The following is an 18805-nucleotide window of genomic DNA, read 5'->3' on the forward strand; positions in this document are numbered from 1 at the left end:
CGCCTCTACCACATCCCATCCCTGCTCTACATGAAAACCCTGGGGGGGATGACGGCTGCAGACGCTTACGCGCGGGGCATTGCAGACGTCGCTTCGCCGGAGACCCCAGAACCTGAAACGGCCTGGCGGGCCCTGGAGTTGGCGCGGAGCTATCGCCGGCAGGCCGCGATCCGCTCGGCCCTGGAGACCGCCCGGACCCTCCGGTTCATGGACCCTGAAACGGGACTCTTCACCCGCGAGCTTTTCAGCCAGCACCTTGGCAGACTCGCCAGCGCGGCGCCGGCCAGGAATCGTCCTCTCTCTCTGTGCGTACTCAGGGTCCGCGAGACCGAGGAGGTTGCGGAAGCGCGTCGCTCCGGCTGGCTCGACAAGGCCTTCCCACAGCTGGGTTCGATGGTGTCCCGGTTGATCCGGGTTGAGGACACCGCCGCCCGGTTGGGGCCCGAGCACTTCGCCATCGCCCTGCCCGCGACCCCCGAGGCGGCCGCCCGTGTCGCTGCGGACCGGATCGCCGCCGTGATCAGCCGGACGGCTTTCGATGGGGGCGACGGGCGCCGCCCCTTTATCCTCGAGTTCGACATCGGGGCTGTCGAAGTCGGAAATCCCGCCCATGTCGACGCGGCCCTGGAGGCTGCAGCCGAAATGGCCCGATCCGGCGGCTGATCCGCCGGGGTCAGGCCGCGAGGTCGGACAGGGCCTTCAGGATCATGTCAGCGGCGTTCAGCCTCTGGCCGGGGCTCTCCCACTCGCCCTTCACCACCACCTTGTTGTCGGGGCGCAGGCGCCAGGTCACGGCATTCGTCTGGATGTGCTGGACCAGTCCGGCGGGGTTGCCGAAGACCTCATTTCGGAAGCTGATCACCGCTCCCTTGGGGCCAACGTCGATCTTGGCGACATTGGCCTCTCGGCACATCCCCTTGATACCGACCACCTTGAGCAGCTGGGCGGCCTCAGGCGGAAGCGGTCCGAAGCGGTCTATCAGCTCTGCAGCGAGGGCCTCCCGGTCCGAGGCATGCTCAGCGTCGGAGAGGCGGCGGTAGAGAGCAAGCCGGACGTTCAGGTCCGGGACATAGGCCTCCGGGATCAGGACGGCGACGCCGGTGTTGATCTGTGGGCTCCATCCGCGGTCAGGCGCAGGCGCATCCCCGCCCCTCGCCTTGAGCTCCGACACCTCATCCTCGAGCATCTGCTGGTAGAGCTCGACGCCAACCTCCCGGATATGGCCGGACTGCTCCTCGCCCAGGAGGTTGCCGCCACCCCTTTGGTCAAGGTCATGACTGGCCAGCTGGAAGCCAGCCCCAAGGCTGTCGAGGGACTGAAGGACCTTAAGCCGGCGCTCAGCGGACAGGGTGATGGGACGCTCGGATGGGGTGGTCAGGTAGGCGTAGGCACGGGCCTTGGACCGTCCGACACGGCCCCTCAGCTGATAGAGCTGGGACAGGCCGAACATGTCCGAACGATGGATGATCAGGGTGTTGGCGGTCGGGATATCAAGCCCGCTCTCAACGATGGTGGTGGACAGCAGCACATCGTAGTCGCCGTCGTAAAAGGCGCTCATGACGGTTTCGAGCTGGGTCGGCGCCATCTGCCCATGGCCGACGGCGAAACGGACCTCCGGGACCTGCTCTCGCAGGAAGCGCTCGATGTCTGGCAGGTCGGAGATGCGCGGGACCACATAATAGGCCTGGCCACCCCGGAACTTCTCCCGGAGCAGGGCCTCGCGCAGGGCCACGGGATCGAAAGGGGTCACGTAGGTCCGGACAGCGAGGCGGTCCACAGGCGGCGTGGCGATGATGGACATCTCGCGGAGCCCTGACAGCGCCATTTGCAGGGTCCGGGGAATGGGGGTCGCCGTGAGCGTGAGCATGTGGACGTCGGCCCGGAGCTCCTTGAGCTTTTCCTTATGCTTTACGCCGAAGTGCTGCTCCTCATCCACGATCACCAGGCCCAGATGCGAGAACCCAACCTGCTTTGACAGCACGGCATGGGTACCGATCACCACTTCGATTTCGCCCCTTTTGAGACCCTCCCGCGCTTCGGCCGCCTCTCGGGCCGGGGTCAGCCGGGACAACCGCGCCAACCGGATGGGCCAGCCCTGGAAGCGTTCCGTGAAGGTCTTGAAGTGCTGGCGCGCCAATAGGGTCGTTGGAGCCACCACCGCCACCTGCAGGCCGCTCATGGCCGCGACGAAGGCGGCCCGGAGGGCGACCTCGGTCTTGCCGAAGCCCACGTCCCCACAAATCAGCCGATCCATCGGATGGCCCGAGGCGAAGTCCCCCAGGACGTCCTCGATCGCCGTAAGCTGGTCTTCGGTCTCCTCGAAGGGGAAGCGCGCGCAGAACTCCTCAAAGACGCCATGGGGCGGCAGAAGGGCATCCGTCGAACGCATGGCCCGTTCCGCGGCGATCCGGATAAGCCCCTCCGCCATGTCGCGTAGCCGCGCCTTGGCGCGGGCCTTTCGGGATTGCCAGGCCGCGCCGCCCAGGCGGTCCAGCTGGACCCCGTCCCCTTCCGAGCCGTACCGGGTCAGCAGGTCGATGTTTTCAACCGGCAGGTAGAGTTTGGCCTCCCCGCCGTATTGCAGCTCCAGGCAATCATGTGGCGCGCCCTGAACCTCCAGGGTGCGAAGGCCTTCGTAACGCCCGATGCCATGGTCGATGTGGACAACCAGGTCCCCAGGCGTCAGGGCCGAGGCCTCAGCCAGGAAGTTTGAGGCGCGTCGGCGGCGCCCCGGTCGTGCCAGACGGTCGCCAAGGATGTCAGTCTCGGCGATGACGGCTAGGTCCGGCGTCTCGAATCCGGCGTCCAGGGGCAGAACGATCCGCTGCGGCTGGCGGGGATCATTGGCCCGGGCGGCATCCCAGTAGGGTGCCAGGGCAGCCTGGCCCAGTCCGTGGTCAGTCAGCATCAGGCCCAGGCGTTCAGACGAGCCCTCGGTCCAGGAGGCGAAGAGCACCCGCTTGCCGGCGACGGTCAGAGCGCGGGCGTGGGCCACCGCCGCCTCGAAGAGGTTGACCGAGTCCTGTCGACGCTCGGCGGCAAAGGACCTTCCGCCCCGCGCGCCCATGTCAACGGCGACGCTTCCGGGCTCCCCGGACAGTCCGCTGAAGCGCCTGACGCTGCGGGTCGCAAGCGTGGCGGCGAAGACCTCGGGCGACAGGTAGAGGGCGTCGGGGGCCAGGGGGCGGTACTGGCTACGCCGATCCGCCTGATCGCGCGCCTCGAAGGCGTCTGCGACCTGGGCGAAGCGCTCTGCAAGCGCAGATTCCACCAGGGCGTCCATGCCCACCAGGACTCCCTCCGGCAGGTAATCGAAGAGGGTTTCAAGGGCCCCGTAGAAGAGAGGCAGCCAGTGCTCCATACCCGCGCGGCGTCCACCGCCGCTGACGGTGTCGTAGAGCGGATCTCCACCCGGGGCTCCGAAGGCCTCCACATAGCCGCGGCGGAACCTTGAGACTGCGCCAGCGTCGAGGAGGATCTCGCTGACCGGCAGGAGGGAGACCTCTGAGAGTTGCCGCGTGGACCTCTGGGTCTCCGGATCAAACGCCCGGATGGACTCCAGGGTGTCGCCGAACAGGTCCAGTCGCACGGGTTCGATTGAGGCGGTCGGGAAGACGTCGATGACGCCGCCCCGGATCGCGAATTCGCCCTTCTCGGAAACCGTCGAGGCCCGGTGATAGCCGTTGACGGCGAAATAGCGCTCGAGGTCTGCGACATCGACCGTATTGCCGACCCGGGCGGCATAGCCCGCACCTGCGACGGCCTCGCGCGGAGGCAGCCTTTGGCTGGCGGCGGCAATGGTTGTGGCGATGAGGACGCCGGCCCCCTCGACACCGCCTGAAGCCAACCGGGCCAGTGCCGCCATCCGTCGTGCGGACACGCCCCCAGACGGTCCGGAACGGTCATAGGGCAGGCAGTCCCAGGAAGGGATCTCGAGGACTTCGATCCCCTTGCCAAAGAACCGGAACGCATCGATGAATGCCGACATGCGCGCGCTGTCCCTGGCGATGAACAGGGCTGGGGCCTTCCGGCGCCGGATCAGGTCGGCCATGACGAGGGCGTCGAAGCCCTCCGGCGCACCGGTAACATCGAGACGCCCGGGATCTTCTGTAAGGCGCCGAAGGTCCGCCGGGCCGGGTCCGCCCCCGACGTCAGCTGCCACGCACGTCCCCTGGGAGCTGGTAGACTGTTTCCCTGAAAGCCTGGATCCGCCCAAGGATCTCCAGATCCACCTCTGGCGGCGGAGGCTCGCGCTGGATGATCCAGCCGTAGAGGTCCTGGTCAGGGTAGGCCAACAGGAACTCCAGGGCGTCGAGCCCCTCAGGGCTGAGACCGCTGGCATGCGCGTCCACGAACGGGCCGAGGATAAGGTCAGCCTCGCGGAAGCCCCGCCTCCAGGCGCGGAAGGACAGCCTCTTCAGGCGGTTTTCATCATGGATAGACATCTGACGGCGCGGGTATAGTGCGCGATGGCCGTCTTGGCCAGCGGCGCCCGGAAAAGGACCCATGCGGCCTGAGATCCTGTTCCCCCTCTTTGCGCCGATCACCAGCCTGAAGGGCGTAGGGCCCCGGATTGCGCCCGCGCTGGAGCGCATAGCGGGGCCACTGGTCCGGGACCTTCTGTTCCTGGCCCCGCATGGCCTGATCCAGCGCCCGTGCCTGGCCGTTGCGGAGGTTGGCCCTGAGGAGGTGGCGACCCTTCGGGTGACCGTCACAGAACACCTGCGCCCCCGAAGCCCCCAGCAACCCCTGCGGATCCGGGCCGAGGACGAGACCGGCCGGATTGACCTGGTCTGGTTCGGCAACGCCTCCCGCGGGATCGAGGGCCGCCTGCCAGTCGGAGCCCGGCGCCTGATTTCAGGTCGGGTCGAACGCTTCGGCCTCGACCTCCAGATGGTCCACCCCGACTATGTGGTCGAGGAGGCCCGGGCGGGCGAAATCCCCGAGCATGAAACGGTCTACCCGGCAGGCGGGGGCCTGGCACCGAGGCTGGTCCGCAGGTTCGCGCTGGCCGCCCTGGAGCGCGCTCCGGACCTGCCCGAATGGCAGGACCCAGCCTGGCAGGCCGGACGGGGATTTCCCGCCTGGCTGGACGCCCTGCGCGTCCTTCATTCGCCGTCATCGGAAGCCGACCTGTCCCCGGCGTCGGCGGCCCGCAGCCGGCTGGCCTATGACGAACTTCTCGCCCACCAGCTGGCCATGGCCCAGAGACGCTCGCACAGGCGCTCGGGCGCAGCGCCGAGGCTGCCTGGGTCCGCCCTGGCCGGGCGCATCGAGGCCGCCCTGCCCTTTCGCCTGACCCCCGACCAGACCTCAGCCCTGGGCGACATCCGCTCGGACCTGGGCGGCGGGGTGCGGATGAGCCGCCTGCTCCAGGGCGACGTCGGTTCGGGCAAGACCGTCGTGGCCATGCTGGCCCTGGGGGACGCTGCAGCGGCCGGCGCCCAGAGCGTCCTGATGGCGCCGACGGAGATCCTTGCTCGCCAGCATTTCGAGACCCTGGCCGCCCCGATGGAGGCCCAGGGCATCCGCGTCATATTGCTCACCGGCCGGGATCGGGGGCCAGGGCGCCGTGAGAAACTTCAGAGGCTCGCCGACGGCTCTGCCGGGGTCGCCGTGGGCACCCATGCCCTCTTCCAGGACGAGGTGAAGTTCGCTCGCCTGGCCCTGGCCGTCATTGATGAGCAGCACCGCTTCGGGGTCGGGGAACGCCAGCGCCTCCTGGACAAGGGCGAGGGTGTCCATCTGTTGTCGATGTCTGCGACCCCCATCCCGAGGACCCTGGAACTCGCGGCCTACGGGGACCTCGATGTCAGCCGGATCGTCGGCAAGCCCCCGGGGCGCACGCCCGTCGCCACCCGGGCTGCCCCCATGACACGGGTGGCGGAGGTCGAGGACCGGCTCGTCGCCGCCGTCCTTGGCGGTGCCCAAGCCTTCTGGATCTGTCCCCTCGTGTCCGAGTCCGAGCTTATTGACCTCAAGGCCGCGGAACAGAGGGCGCTGGAGCTGCAGGGGCGTCTCGGAAGCCGTGTGGGCCTGGTCCATGGCAAGCTCCCGCCCGCCGAGAAGGACGCCGTGATGGCGGACTTCGCCTCCGGCAAGGTGCGGGTTCTGGTCGCCACGACCGTCGTGGAGGTGGGTGTGAACGTGCCCAACGCCACCATCATGGTGATCGAGCAGGCCGAGCGCTTCGGCCTGGCCCAGCTGCACCAGCTGCGAGGACGGGTGGGCCGGGGCCGGGCCGAGAGCGCCTGCGTCCTGCTCTACGATCCGCCCCTGTCCGACACCGCCCAGAGGCGGCTGGACATCCTGCGGCGTTCAGACGACGGCTTCGCCATTGCCGAGACCGACCTCGAGCTTCGGGGCGGCGGCGACGCCCTTGGCCTGCGTCAGTCCGGCTTCCCCGACTATGTGTTTGTGGACCCTTTCGTTCATAGGGACCTGATCCTGGCGGCGGGGGATGACGCCCGGCTTGTCCTGGCGAGGGACCCGGACTTCTCAACCCCCCGCGGACAGGCGCTCAGGGTGCTGCAGGCTCTGTTCGACTGGCGCCCGGAGACGGGGATGAAGGGAGCCTAGACTCAAGGAAGGCCCTAAGGCGGGCTTGGGCGTCGGCTTCGATGTCCGCGTAGAAGAGATTGAAGCCCGGCGTTCTCAGGCGATCTTCCCAGGATCCGAAGGGGCGGAGCATCCGCGCCTCTGGCCGGGACACCCGCAGAATGCCGTTGATACACCGGGCGCTGACCTGCCGGGTGACGAAGGGCGGTCTGGCGCCCCACTCAAGACCGGTCGCGTTCGTGGCCCCCTTCGCCAGGCGCGATGGTGCCACGCTGTCCGTGGTCGCCTGGAGGATCGGGTTGTAGCAAACCGGCCTGCGCTTACCGAGGTTCACCAGGTCGTCTCCCTCCCAGACCAGGGCGCGATCCTGAAGGTCCCGCGCCGTGCGGCTGTCGCCCTCATAGGCCCGGGCCCAAGCAGCGAGGCAGGCGAACTGGCCCGGGGTCTTGCAGGGCGCCAGGGGCGGCGCATCGGAGGGAACCACAGTGTCAATAAGCCAGGCGCCGACGAGCCGCTTATGCACCACAGGCGACGCTCCTGCCTCCGCAAGGATCCGGGCGGCAAGCCCGCCTCCCTGCTCCACGCCGACAATGAGGATCGGACGGTCCGGGCCCGTGCGGGCGAGGAAATTCAGGAATGCCGCCTCGGCGTCCGCATAGGCGAAGCGGCGAGCCTCACGGGCGTCCTCGCGAAGGGTCGTGAAGGAGTAGAGGCCTGCCTGTCGATACCTCGGCGCATAGACCTGTCCCGCAGCTGCGAAGGGACCCGCGTGGTTGGGCGCCATGACCCTTCGGAATACATCGGCGGACGCCGGATCTTCGATCGGGCCATTCCAGTGTTCGGAGCCCGAATAGGATGTCGGCCCCAGGAAGAAGATCGCCGCCTCGCCGGCCTTCCCCGGCCTGTCGGGCAGGAGCGCCCACGCCCCAGTACGGTCGTAGTCCGGCGCGGACGGCGGCGTGGAGACCTGGAAGGGCCTGGCCGGATCCATGGCCGTCAGCCGGATGTCATCCCGGCGGACCCAGGCGAAGAGACCCAACAGAAGCACCAGGGCGAGGCCAACCCAAAGGCCGAGTCTGGGGGGACGCTTCCGGGACGGCGTGTCGGTCATGCCGGGTGGCCTAACGGTAGGGATCGTCGGTCGCGAGGTAGCTTCTGACATAGTCCGCAACGCCGTCCTCGAGGGAGGTGAAGGCCCCCGAATACCCTGCGCTCGCCAGCCGTTCCATCCGCGCCTCGGTAAAGTACTGGTAGTGGTCGCGGATCGCGGTGGGCATGGGAATGTAGCCGATCTGTGCGGGCTGCCCGGCGGCGGCGAACACCGCACGGGCCAGGTCTTCGAAGCTTCGGGCCTGTCCCGAACCGAGGTTGAAGACCCCGTTCACCTGAGGAGAGGCGAGCAGCCAGGCCACGACCTCGGCCACGTCCCGTACATAGACGAAGTCCCGCTTCTGCCCACCGTCCGGGATACCTTCACGGTAGGAGCGGAAGAGCTGCACGCCCTGCCCGTCGCGAACAGAGGGCCAGATCTGGGCGGCGACAGACTTCATCGCCCCCTTGTGACCCTCGTTGGGCCCATAGACGTTGAAGAATTTGAGGCCAGCGCACTGGGGCGGGGCGTATTCCCTTGCAGCCTGCCGGGCGGTGAAGACATCGAACAGGGCCTTGGACCAGCCGTAGGCGTTAAGAGGGCGCAGGGCGGCCAGGCTCTCGAAGTCGTCCGGGTCTTCAAACCCTTGCGCGCCATCGCCGTAGGTGGCCGCCGAAGAGGCGTAGATGAGCCGCCTCTGCCGGTCCGTACACCAGCGGAACAGGTCCCGGCTGAGCCCGAAATTGGTCTGGATGATGCGGTCGGCATCGGGCTCAGTGGTGGACGAAATGGCGCCCATGTGGATCACCGCCTCGACGTCGCGCCAGCGTTTCTCAAGCCAGTCAAACATCTCCTCGGGGGCCACGAAGTCGCCAATTGGGTGGCGGGACAGGTTGCGCCACTTGCCCAGGTCAGCCTCGCGCAGGCGATCGCAGACCACCACGTCCAGGCTTCGGTCCTCGGCGAGGCGGGCGACGATGTTCGAGCCGATAAAGCCGGCACCGCCGGTGACGAAGACGATCCTGCGGGTCACTGTTCCCCCTCCCCGGCCATCCGGCGGATAGCGGCCGTTGTTGAATACCCCTCGACCAGGGGGGCAAGCCGGATCTCGCCGCCCCAGCCCCGGACCAGGTCGCCGCCAACCACTTCGGACTCGGCGTAGTCCGCGCCCTTGATCAGGACGTCGGGCTGGGCGGCCCGGATCAGCTCGAGGGGCGTGTCCTCGTCGAAGGGCGCGACGAGGTCGACGCTGGCCAGGCCGGCAAGGACCAGGGCCCGGCTCTCCAGGTCGTTCACGGGCCGTCCCTCACCCTTGAGGGCGCGGACGCTACGGTCGGAGTTCACGCCAACGATCAGCCGGTCACACCAGCTCCGCGCCTGCGCCAGGTAGGCCACATGACCGCGGTGCAGGATGTCGAAACAGCCATTGGTGAAGCCGATACGCAGGCCCCGGGCCCGCCATCTGGCAATCTCTTCGACCATCCGGGCGCCCGTCGCGACCTTGGCCTCGGCGACGGCCATGTGGGCCGCCAGGGTGGCCTCGACAAGCTCGTCCGGCGAGACCGTCGCCGTGCCGACCTTGCCCACGGCCACGCCAGAGGCCAGCAGCGCCAAGGCGATGGCCTCATCGAGGTGCCGCCCAGCGGCGAGGCCAGCCCCCAGGGCGGCTATGGCGGTGTCGCCGGCCCCGGAAACGTCGAAGACTTCCCGGGGAGATCCCGGAAAATGGCGCACAGCCTGGCCGCGGACCGCCAGGGACATGCCCTTGGCCGCCCGGGTGACCAGGATTGAGCGGGCCTCACAGAGCTCAAGGGCCCGAGCCAGGGCGGCCTCGACCTCGGCGTCGGTTCCGGTGGGCAGGCCGGAGGCGCGGGCCAGCTCGGAGGCGTTGGGCTTGATCACGTCCACCGGGCCGTAGCGCTGGAAGGAGCGGGCCTTGGAATCCACGAGAACCGGTAGGCCAGAATTCCGGCAGGCGGCGATGACCTCGTCGGTGACGACCCCCTTGCCGTAGTCAGACAGGATGATCACCCCCGCGCCCGGCGCGACATCGCGAACCGCGCGGGCCAGGCGTGCAGAGGTCTCCGCCGAGACCGGATCCGTATCCTCGATGTCCACACGAAGAAGCTGGTGCGCGCCGGAGACGAAGCGTGTCTTCAGTGTCGTCGGGCGGGCCGTATCTGTGACCAGGGCGCCTTCGATCCGTCCGTCGCCACCCACCAGCCGCAGGGCCTCGCGACCCTCGATGTCGGAACCGATCACACCCACCAGGGCGACCTGCCCACCCAGTGCCGAGACATTGCGCGCCACGTTGCCGGCGGCTCCGAGCATGACCAGTTCGCGGCGCCAGGCGAGGACCGGTATCGGCGCCTCGGCAGACATCCGCGTCACCTCGCCATAGACGAAGCGGTCAACCATCACATCGCCGACGCAGACGACGCGCGCCTGCGGGATGCTGCGGATCAGGTCCTGGAGCGACGTGAACTCCATCGCCTTCAGGCCCGCGGCCGCTTGGCCAGGGCGTCGAAGGACAGCAGATCGGCGATCAGGCCCTCGAACTCGGACAGGGGCACCATGTTGGGTCCATCGGACGGAGCGTTGTCGGGATCGGGATGGGTCTCCAGGAAGACGGTGGCGACGCCAATTGCAACCGCCGCCCGGGCGAGGACCGGGACGAACTCCCGCTGCCCGCCGGAGCGGTCGCCCTGCCCGCCGGGCTGCATCACCGAATGGGTGGCATCGAACACCACTGGACAGCCGATCTCTGACAATATCGGCAGGGCCCGCATGTCGCTGACCAGGGCATTGTAGCCGAAGCTCACGCCGCGTTCGGTCGCCAGGGCGTTGGGATTGCCCGCACCGCTGATCTTAGCGATGACGTTCTTCATGTCGCCGGGCGCCAGGAACTGGCCCTTCTTGACGTTGATTGCCCGCCCGGTTTCGGCCGCCGCAACCAGGAGGTCGGTCTGGCGGCACAGGAATGCGGGGATCTGGAGGACGTCAACCGCCTCGGCCACGCGCGCGCACTGATCGCGCTCGTGCACGTCGGTCAGGACCGGAAGGCCAATCGATTCCCGGATCTCGGCGAAGATCGGCAGGGAGGCCTTCAGGCCAAGGCCCCTCGCCGCCCGCGCTGAAGTACGGTTGGCCTTGTCGAAGGAGGTCTTGTAGATCAGGCCGACATCCAGGCGTTCGGCAATCTCGCGCAGGGCCGTCGCCATCTCCAGGGCATGCTGCCGGCTTTCCAGCTGACAGGGGCCGGCGATCACTGTCAGGCGTTCGCGATTGCCGATCCGCACTGTCCGTCCCGACGGCGGAGTGAGTTCGACGACAGCGTTCAGACTGGACAATTCGTCTCTCCTGCGAGACGACTTCGCCTCAGGGCGTTAAGTGGCTTGCAGCGGACCTCCGCACAAGCCGGAAATGCACCTGTAATGGCCGGCGACCGCCGGCGACTCCCGGGAGCCGCAGTCCGTGTCCGCTGTGCAAGAAATCTGCTTGAACACCCTCTTTGTCCATCATGGATCGGTGAAGCGAGCCCCAGCCCTCAGGGGCCTGCCGGCGGTTTTCCGTTCGGCGCTGGACTCCATCACCCGGGGATGGATGGCCGGGGACGTCACCTTCGTGACCCCCGACAACCGGGTCCTGAGGCTCCGGTCCGAGGCCGCCGGCCCCGCCGCCATCATTCGGATCCACGATTTCCGCTTTGTCCGCCGAGCACTCCTGGCCGGCGATATCGGCTTCGCGGAGGCTTATGCCGCTGGGGAATGGGAGACGCCGGACCTGACGGCCGTCCTTTCCGTCTTCAGCCTGAACTTCCAGAACCTGACCCGGGTGACGGAGGGCAATCCCCTTGTCGGCGTGATCAACTTCCTGGGGCACTTTCTGAACGGGAACTCGCGGAACGGGTCCCGGCGCAATATCCACGCCCACTATGACCTGGGAAACGCCTTCTACTCCCGGTGGCTGGATCCCTCGATGACCTACTCCTCGGCCCGATTCCAGAACGGAGCCGACAGCCTGGAGGCTGCGCAGAAGGAAAAATACGGGGCCCTTGCCCGCAGGATGTCCCTCGCTGCGGGCCAAAATGTCCTTGAGATCGGGTGCGGATGGGGTGGCTTTGCCGAATTCGCAGCGGGCGAGATCGGCGCCCGGGTCACCGGCATCACCATTTCCAAGGAGCAGCATGAATTCGCCAGCCGCCGGATCTTCGAAGCTGGCCTTGCCGAGCGCGCGGACATCCGACTGGTCGACTATCGCGACGTGACCGGGACCTTCGACCGGATCGCCTCTATCGAGATGTTCGAGGCGGTCGGTGAGCGTTACTGGCCCACCTATTTCCAGGCAGTCCATGACCGGCTGAAGCCTGATGGCCGGGCGGGCCTCCAGATCATCACCATCCAGGACGAGCTGTTCGAGGGCTATCGCAAGCGCGCCGACTTCATCCAGCGCTACATCTTCCCCGGCGGCATGCTGATCTCAGAAAAGCGGTTGCAGCAGGAGACCGCCCGGGCGGGCCTGTCCTGGTCCGAGCCTGACCGCTTCGGCCCGGACTATGCCGAGACCCTTGCCGCCTGGAAGCAGCGCTTTGGGGCTACATGGGAGGATATCCGCAGGTTGGGCTTCGACGAGCGGTTCCGCAGGATCTGGGACTTCTACCTCAGCTATTGCGAAGCCGGATTCCGGACCCACCGGACCCAGGTGATCCAGGTGGGCCTTGCCCGCGCCTGACGGGCCTGTCGCCGTGGCGCCGAGCTACGGAACCTCCTAGGTTGTCCCCATGACCATCGCGCTTAACGTCCTTGAGGCCATCGGCCGGACCCCCCTGATCCGGCTCAACCGCGCCAGCGAGGCGACGGGGTGCGAGATCGTCGGCAAGGCCGAGTTCATGAATCCCGGCCAGTCGGTGAAGGACAGGGCCGCCCTCTACATCATCCGGGACGCTGAGCGGCGGGGTCTCCTGCGCCCCGGTGGCCGTATCGTCGAGGGTACGGCGGGAAACACCGGCATCGGCCTCGCCATGGTCGGCCAGGCCCTGGGCTACCGGACCACCATCGTCATTCCCCGCACCCAGAGCCAGGAGAAGAAGGACGCCATCCGCTTGCTGGGCGCAGAGCTCGTGGAGGTGGACGCGGTTCCCTACTCCAACCCGGACAACTACGTCCGCTATTCTGGTCGCCTGGCCGAAGAGCTCAATAGAAGCGAGCCCAATGGCGCGGTCTGGGCCAACCAGTTTGATAATGTCGCCAACCGGCAGGCCCATGCCGAGACGACGGGCCCGGAAATCTGGGAGCAGACAGCCGGCAAGGTCGACGGCTTCATCTGCGCCGTGGGTTCGGGCGGAACCCTGGCCGGCGTCGCCGAGGCCCTCAGGTCCCGTCGTCCGGACATCCGCATCGGCCTCGCCGACCCCATGGGCGCATCCCTCTACAATTGGTACGCCCACGGCGAGCTTCGGGCCGAAGGGGGTTCGATCTCAGAAGGGATCGGACAGGGCCGCATCACCGCCAACCTCGAGGGCCTGGCCGTCGACATGCCCTTCCAGATCCCCGACGAAGAGATGCTGGACGTGATCTTTGACCTGGCCACTCATGAGGGCCTGATCATGGGCGGGTCCACGGGCGTCAACGTAGCCGGGGCGATCCAGATGGCCCGCGCCCTTGGGCCTGGGCACACCATCGTTACCATCCTCTGCGACCAGGGCTCGCGCTACCAGAGCAAGATCTACAACCCGACCTTCCTGCGCGAACGCGGGCTGCCGGTCCCGGAGTGGCTGACGTGAACGGCTCTCCCCTCATGACTGCCGAGGCTCTCCAGGCCCGGCTCGGCGCGCCAGACCTCAGGGTGGTGGACGCCAGCTGGTTCCTTCCCGCCGAGGGACGGTCGGGTCGGACGGAGTTTGAGGCCGAAAGGCTCCCCGGCGCGGTCTTCTTCGATATCGACGCAATCTCCGACCCGGCGACAGACCTTCCCCACATGCTCCCAACGCCAGAGGCGTTTGCGTCGGCAGCCGGAGCCCTGGGCCTGTCCCGTGAGGCCGAGATCGTCGTCTATGACAGCTTCGGCGTCCGGTCCGCAGCTCGCGCCTGGTGGACGCTCCGGGCCATGGGCTATCTGCAGGTCCGGGTGCTCGACGGCGGCCTGAGGGCCTGGCGGGCCGCTGGCCTGCCCCTGGAGACGGGATCGTGCCGCCGCCCCTCCGCCGTGGGGGTCAGTCCGGAGACGCAGCCGGATAGGGTTCGGAGCCAGTCCGAGGTCGCCTGTGCCCTCGAGACCGGTTCGGCCCAGGTCGTCGATGCGCGCAGCGCACCCCGGTTTCGCGGTGAGGCCCCGGAGCCCCGGCTGGGCCTGAGATCCGGGCATATGCCTGGGGCCCTCAACCTGCCTTTTGATCGCCTTCTTACGGCCGAGGGGCGGATGAAGTCCCTGGAGGAGATCGCGGCGGCCTTCGAGGCGGCGGGTATCGACCCTGCCCGACCGGTCATTGCCACCTGCGGCTCAGGCGTAACGGCATCGGTCCTGGCCCTCGCCCTCGAGATCCTGGGCGCACAGGCGGCTGTCTACGACGGTTCCTGGGCGGAATGGGGCGGTGCCTCGGGCGGCGACGTCGTCACGGGGGATGCATGAAGCCGGCGAGTCGCCTCGTTCATCCGCCCAGGCCGGCGGCCCAACCTACCGCGACGGTGAACCCGCTGATCCAGAAGGGCTCGACCGTCCTGCTTCCCGACGCCAGGGCCCTCTATGATGATGATGCCTTTGTCACCTATGGGCGCAGTGGCCTGGCCTCGCACGAGGCCCTGAAGAGCGCCCTCTGCGACCTTGAACGCGCCGAGGCCGTCGAGCTCTATCCCAGCGGTGTCGCCGCTGTCGCCGGTGCCCTGCTCGCCGTGCTTGAGGCTGGCGACGAACTCCTGATGACCGACACGGCCTACAAGCCGACCCGCCGGTTTTGCGACCGCACCCTCGCCCGGTTCGGGGTCTCGACCCGGTATTATGACCCCACCCTTCCGCCCGATGAGGTCGAGGCGCTGATGGGGCCGAGGACCCGACTGATCTTCCTGGAAAGCCCCGGCTCGCTCAGCTTCGAAATGCAGGACGTGCCGGCCCTGGCCACCATTGCGCGCCGTCGCAGGATCCTGAGCCTGATCGACAACACCTGGGGTGCAGGCCACGTCCTGAAGCCACTGGACCTTGGCGTCGACATTTCGATCCAGGCCCTCACCAAGTATGTCGGCGGGCATTCCGACAGTTTCATGGGCTCGGCGGCCACACGGGATCCGGATATTGCCGCCCGGCTGAAGGCCGGCGTGACAGACCTGGGCTGGTCGGTGGCGGCCGAGGACGCCTATGCCATGCTCAGGGGCATGCGCACCCTCGACGTGCGCCTCCGCCGGCATGAAGCCACAGGGCTGGCGCTTGCAAGCTGGCTTGAGGCCCGGCCTGAAGTGCTCCAGGTCCTGCATCCTGCCCTGTCCGGCGCACCGGGGCACGACCTCTGGAAGCGGGACTATTCTGGCGCCTGCGGTCTCTTTGCCCTGATCCTGAAGCCGGCGCAGGCCGGCGCGACCGCCGCTTTCCTCGACGCCCTGAGGGTATTTGGGCTGGGCTTTTCCTGGGGGGGCTTCGAAAGCCTCGCCATTGACTGTGACCCCCAGCTCGAGGTCCGCCAGTTCCGGCGCGACTATGGGGGTGCCCTTGTCCGGCTTCATGCCGGGCTTGAGGACGCCGAGGACCTCATCGCCGACCTGGAGGCGGGCCTCGAGGCCTGGCGGCCCCTGGCGGTCTAATTCCCCGGTCGGGCTAACCGGCTCATGAGCAGGGCCGCGCGGCGCGTCTGGCGGCGCATGGCCGGGATGTCCAGGGTCTCCCCGGGGGCGTGTGCGCCCTCCCCTCCCGCACCAAGACCGACAAGCCCATCGACAATGCCCGAGACGAAGGCGATGTCCCCGGCGCCCCGCTTGAGCGGATCGAGCTCTACCATTTCCGGATAACCGAGATCCCGGTTCACGCCGTTGAGCTGTGCGAGTATCCGCCTTGATCCCTCCGTCGGGGGCATGGCGGGATAGCCTTCGGTAAACTCCAGACTGGCCCGGGTGCCTGGCAGGCTGGTCTGGACGATACTCGCCATCTTCGCCTTCAGGCTTTCGGTCTGTGCATTCGAGAGGGTCCGAAGGTCACCGATGGCCAGGGCCTCGGCGGCGATGATGTTGGACTTGCCAGAGGCCTTGCCCCCTGTCGCGGTGGTGTTGAGGTCGGCGTTGGCGCCCCCGAGCACAAGACCGACGTTGTAGGTGGCGTTCGGTTCCCGCAGGTCCTTGCGGAAGGCGTCCAGGATCCTTGAGAGTTCGAAGATCGCACCATATCCAGCGGCGCCTGAGAAGATCCCCGAGGAGTGACCCGGCTTGGCCTTGACCTTCAGTGTCCAGGTGCTTGATGACCTTCGGGCGATGGATCCCATGTCCGCCCCGTTCTCGGTGGCGAGGCCCTCGAAATCCAGGGCGAGATCAGACCGCCGGGCGGCTTCGACCAGGTCCCGGCGCGCGATCTCCGTCGGCTTTCCCATCCGCTCCTCGTCACCGGTCAGAACGACCGTGATGTCAGCGTCCTTTAGGGTCCCGGCGGCCTTCATAGCCTGGAGGGCGCCGAGCATGATCACGATCCCGCCCTTCATGTCGTTGACCCCGGGCCCGGTCACGGTGTTCCCGGAGCGGACATAGCCCTTGAAGGGGCTGTCAGGCTCAAACACCGTGTCGAGGTGTCCGATCAGCAGCATCCGCCGGCCCTTGCCCGATCCGGTGTGGGTCGCGATGAGGTGTCCGGCCCGGCCCGCTTCCGCCATGGAGCTCCAGCGCACCTCGAAGCCAAGGGCCCGGAACTCGGGCTCCAGCCGCCGGCTGACAGCCTGCACCCCTGCGAGGTTCATCGTACCCGAGTTGATCCCCACCAGCTGCTCCAGCAGACCCAGCTGGGCATCCTGGGAGGCGTCGACGGCGGCGACCATCCGCCTCTCGGCCCCGGACAGCCCTGCGGCGTATGCGGTCCCGGTGAAAGCGAGGGCGCAGGCGGCAAGGCAGGCGGCGCGTTTGAGCATGACGGGCTCCGGTCGGAAGATGATCGTCAGCTTGGCCCAGCGTCCCGGTCCTGCGCAACCCCGGGCTTGATTGGCGCTGCGTCATCCGCGCATTGTGTCCCGGTGAATTCCCGGAGAGCGACATGGGTCCCTACAAGCTTCTGATCGACGGCCAGCTCGTGGATGGAGACGCCGTCATGCCGGTGATCAATCCAGCCACCGAAGAGGTGCTGGTGGAGTGTCCCCGGGCTTCTAAGGCCCAGCTTGACCAGGCTGTGGCCGCTGCCAAACGGGCATTTCCCGCCTGGGCTGCCACCCCCATGAGCGAGCGTCGAAAGGCCCTCCTGGCCATGGCCGACGCCATCCAGGGCGATCTGGAGACCCTGTCCCGCACCCTTGTTCAGGAACAGGGAAAGCCCCTTCAGGACGCCATGGGCGAGATCTTCGGCGCGGCCGCCTTCTTCCGCTATTTTGCCAGCCTCGACCTGCCCGAGAAAGTGATCGAGGACTCCGATACACGAAAGGTGATCTCCCGCCGCCGCCCCCTGGGGGTGGTGGGTGCCATCGTGCCCTGGAACTTCCCGATCATCCTGATGGCCTTCAAGGTTCCTGCGGCCCTGCTGGCCGGCAATACCGTCATCCTGAAGCCGGCGGCCACCACACCGCTCACCACCCTTCGGATCGGCGAGCTGGTGAAGGACCTCCTGCCCCCTGGCGTCCTGAACGTGATTTCCGACGCCAATGATCTTGGCGGCGCCATCACGGCGCATCCGGACATCCGCAAGGTCTCCTTCACGGGTTCCACTGAGACCGGCAAAAAGGTCATGGCGGGCGCCGCTGAGGCCCTGAAGCGGGTTACCCTCGAACTCGGCGGCAATGATGCGGCCATCGTCCTCGACGACGTGGACCCCACGGAAGCTGCGCCCAAGATTTTCGCGGCCGCCTTCCAGAACTCCGGTCAGGTCTGCATCGCCGTGAAGCGGGCCTATGTCCACGAGAGCATCTACGACGCCATGTGCGACGAACTGGCCAAGCTGGCGGACGCCGCCGTCATGGGCGATGGCCTGCAGCAGGGCGTCACAATCGGCCCGCTCCAGAACAAGAGCCAGTTTGAGAAGGTCCTGGGCCTGATCGAGGACGCCAGGACCCAGGGCAAGGTCATCGCCGGCGGCGGCCGTGCCGAGGGCAAGGGCTATTTCATTCGCCCGACCATCGTCCGGGACATAGAGGACGGCACCCGTCTGGTGGACGAGGAGCAGTTCGGTCCCGTCCTGCCAGTCATCAAGTTCAAGGACGGTGAGGACGCCGTGCGCCGGGCCAATGCCTCCGACTACGGTCTGGGCGGTTCCATCTGGGCCAAGGACCTGGACAGGGCCCTCGATTTGGCTGGGCGCATGGACACGGGCACTGTTTGGATCAACAAGCACGCCGAGCTGGCACCAAACATTCCGTTCGGCGGTGCCAAGTTCTCAGGCGTCGGCAATGAACTGGGCGAGGAAGGCCTCGCCGAGTTCACCCAGCAGCACGTCATCAACATGGCTAAGGCCTGATCCGTCGCCACGGACGGACAGTTAGGGAGTGACCATCATGAAGCGCATTTCAGCCGTCGCCGGTCTTTTGGCCCTGGCGGCCTGCTCCGGCCCCCAGGGCGCTAAGAACTCCGCCGCCGTAGCGAAGTTCGACACCTCCCTGCCCATGAACGAGCTCATGCTGCATGTGGTTGATCCTGCTTCCCAGGCCTACTGGCGGGGCTCCGGGATCGAGCTCACCAAGGCAGGCGAAAGAGATCTGTCCCCGAAGGATGAGGCGGGATGGGAGGCTTTGGTCACGGCGGCCTCCACCGTGGCAGAGGCGGGCAACGCCCTGCAGCTTCCCGGCCGCGCCCGCGTGCCCGAGGCGGACTGGAACCGGATGGCCCAGGACATGACCGCCAAGGCCCTGGATGCCCGGAAGGCAGCCGATGCCCATGACAAGCAGGCCGTCTTCGACACCGGCGGGCGGCTCTATGAGACCTGTGTTGCCTGCCACGCCAAATACGTGATCGGGCCACCCATGACCTCAAAACCCCTGCCTGAGGTGCCGGAAGC

The 18805-nt window shown here is 67.4% G+C and carries 15 protein-coding genes; 8 read left to right on the forward strand and 7 right to left on the reverse strand.

The window, feature by feature from the left end; all coding sequences use genetic code 11:
- Positions 1-663 (forward strand): diguanylate cyclase (locus tag WCJ52_RS05455; RefSeq protein WP_336902294.1); only part of this gene is annotated, 663 nt, incomplete at its 5' end.
- A 10-nt stretch (positions 664-673) separates the two neighbouring features.
- On the opposite strand, the gene mfd is transcribed toward WCJ52_RS05455, so the two are convergent.
- Both mfd and WCJ52_RS05465 read right to left on the reverse strand, forming a co-directional pair.
- A complete protein-coding gene (gene mfd, locus WCJ52_RS05460) occupies positions 674-4162 on the reverse strand; it encodes a transcription-repair coupling factor (RefSeq protein ID WP_336902295.1) in 3489 nt (1162 codons plus the stop codon).
- The gene (locus WCJ52_RS05465; protein ID WP_336902296.1) at positions 4152-4445 is read right to left on the reverse strand and encodes a succinate dehydrogenase assembly factor 2; all 294 of its coding nucleotides are present in this window, start codon (positions 4443-4445) and stop codon (positions 4152-4154) included. Before WCJ52_RS05465 ends, mfd begins: the two co-directional genes overlap by 11 nt.
- 61 nt (positions 4446-4506) lie before the next feature.
- On the opposite strand from WCJ52_RS05465, the gene recG reads away from it, so the two are divergent.
- Positions 4507-6579, forward strand: a complete 2073-nt coding sequence (recG, locus tag WCJ52_RS05470) for an ATP-dependent DNA helicase RecG (protein ID WP_336902297.1) — start codon at positions 4507-4509, stop codon at positions 6577-6579.
- On the opposite strand, the gene WCJ52_RS05475 is transcribed toward recG, so the two are convergent.
- Genes WCJ52_RS05475 through kdsA form a run of 4 tightly spaced genes read right to left on the reverse strand, consistent with a single transcriptional unit; the run spans position 6521 to position 10998 of the window.
- The gene (locus tag WCJ52_RS05475; protein WP_336902298.1) at positions 6521-7669 is read right to left on the reverse strand and encodes a DUF3089 domain-containing protein; all 1149 of its coding nucleotides are present in this window, start codon (positions 7667-7669) and stop codon (positions 6521-6523) included. The genes recG and WCJ52_RS05475 overlap by 59 nt on opposite strands.
- Positions 7670-7679: 10 nt before the next feature.
- Positions 7680-8681: an ADP-glyceromanno-heptose 6-epimerase gene (gene rfaD / locus WCJ52_RS05480; RefSeq protein ID WP_336902299.1), complete on the reverse strand. Its 1002-nt coding sequence runs from the start codon at positions 8679-8681 to the stop codon at positions 7680-7682.
- Entirely contained in the window at positions 8678-10138 is a 1461-nt protein-coding gene (gene rfaE2 / locus WCJ52_RS05485) for a D-glycero-beta-D-manno-heptose 1-phosphate adenylyltransferase (RefSeq protein WP_336902300.1), read from the reverse strand. Before rfaE2 ends, rfaD begins: the two co-directional genes overlap by 4 nt.
- Before the next feature lie 5 nt (positions 10139-10143).
- Positions 10144-10998: a 3-deoxy-8-phosphooctulonate synthase gene (gene kdsA / locus WCJ52_RS05490; RefSeq protein WP_336902301.1), complete on the reverse strand. Its 855-nt coding sequence runs from the start codon at positions 10996-10998 to the stop codon at positions 10144-10146.
- Positions 10999-11146: 148 nt separating this feature from the next.
- On the opposite strand from kdsA, the gene WCJ52_RS05495 reads away from it, so the two are divergent.
- The 4 genes from WCJ52_RS05495 to metC are packed head-to-tail and all read left to right on the forward strand — an operon-like array spanning position 11147 to position 15435.
- Positions 11147-12379: a cyclopropane-fatty-acyl-phospholipid synthase family protein gene (locus WCJ52_RS05495; protein WP_336902302.1), complete on the forward strand. Its 1233-nt coding sequence runs from the start codon at positions 11147-11149 to the stop codon at positions 12377-12379.
- Positions 12380-12428: 49 nt separating this feature from the next.
- Positions 12429-13430, forward strand: a complete 1002-nt coding sequence (locus tag WCJ52_RS05500) for a cysteine synthase A (protein ID WP_336902303.1) — start codon at positions 12429-12431, stop codon at positions 13428-13430.
- The gene (gene sseA, locus WCJ52_RS05505) at positions 13427-14275 is read left to right on the forward strand and encodes a 3-mercaptopyruvate sulfurtransferase (protein ID WP_336902304.1); all 849 of its coding nucleotides are present in this window, start codon (positions 13427-13429) and stop codon (positions 14273-14275) included. Before WCJ52_RS05500 ends, sseA begins: the two co-directional genes overlap by 4 nt.
- Complete coding sequence (gene metC / locus WCJ52_RS05510) at positions 14272-15435, forward strand: cystathionine beta-lyase (RefSeq protein ID WP_336902305.1); 1164 nt, start codon at positions 14272-14274, stop codon at positions 15433-15435. Before sseA ends, metC begins: the two co-directional genes overlap by 4 nt.
- Here metC and WCJ52_RS05515 read toward each other — a convergent pair.
- A complete protein-coding gene (locus tag WCJ52_RS05515; protein WP_336902306.1) occupies positions 15432-16739 on the reverse strand; it encodes a M20/M25/M40 family metallo-hydrolase in 1308 nt (435 codons plus the stop codon). The genes metC and WCJ52_RS05515 overlap by 4 nt on opposite strands.
- Before the next feature lie 122 nt (positions 16740-16861).
- Between WCJ52_RS05515 and WCJ52_RS05520 the strand changes: the two genes are divergently transcribed.
- Together WCJ52_RS05520 and WCJ52_RS05525 are read left to right on the forward strand one after the other, a co-directional pair.
- Positions 16862-18268, forward strand: a complete 1407-nt coding sequence (locus tag WCJ52_RS05520; protein WP_336902307.1) for an aldehyde dehydrogenase family protein — start codon at positions 16862-16864, stop codon at positions 18266-18268.
- Positions 18269-18305: 37 nt separating this feature from the next.
- Positions 18306-18805, forward strand: a 500-nt coding sequence (locus WCJ52_RS05525; protein ID WP_336902308.1) for a hypothetical protein, incomplete at its 3' end; no start/stop codon positions are given.

This window comes from Phenylobacterium sp. (assembly GCF_037138395.1).
Lineage (GTDB): Bacteria > Pseudomonadota > Alphaproteobacteria > Caulobacterales > Caulobacteraceae > Phenylobacterium.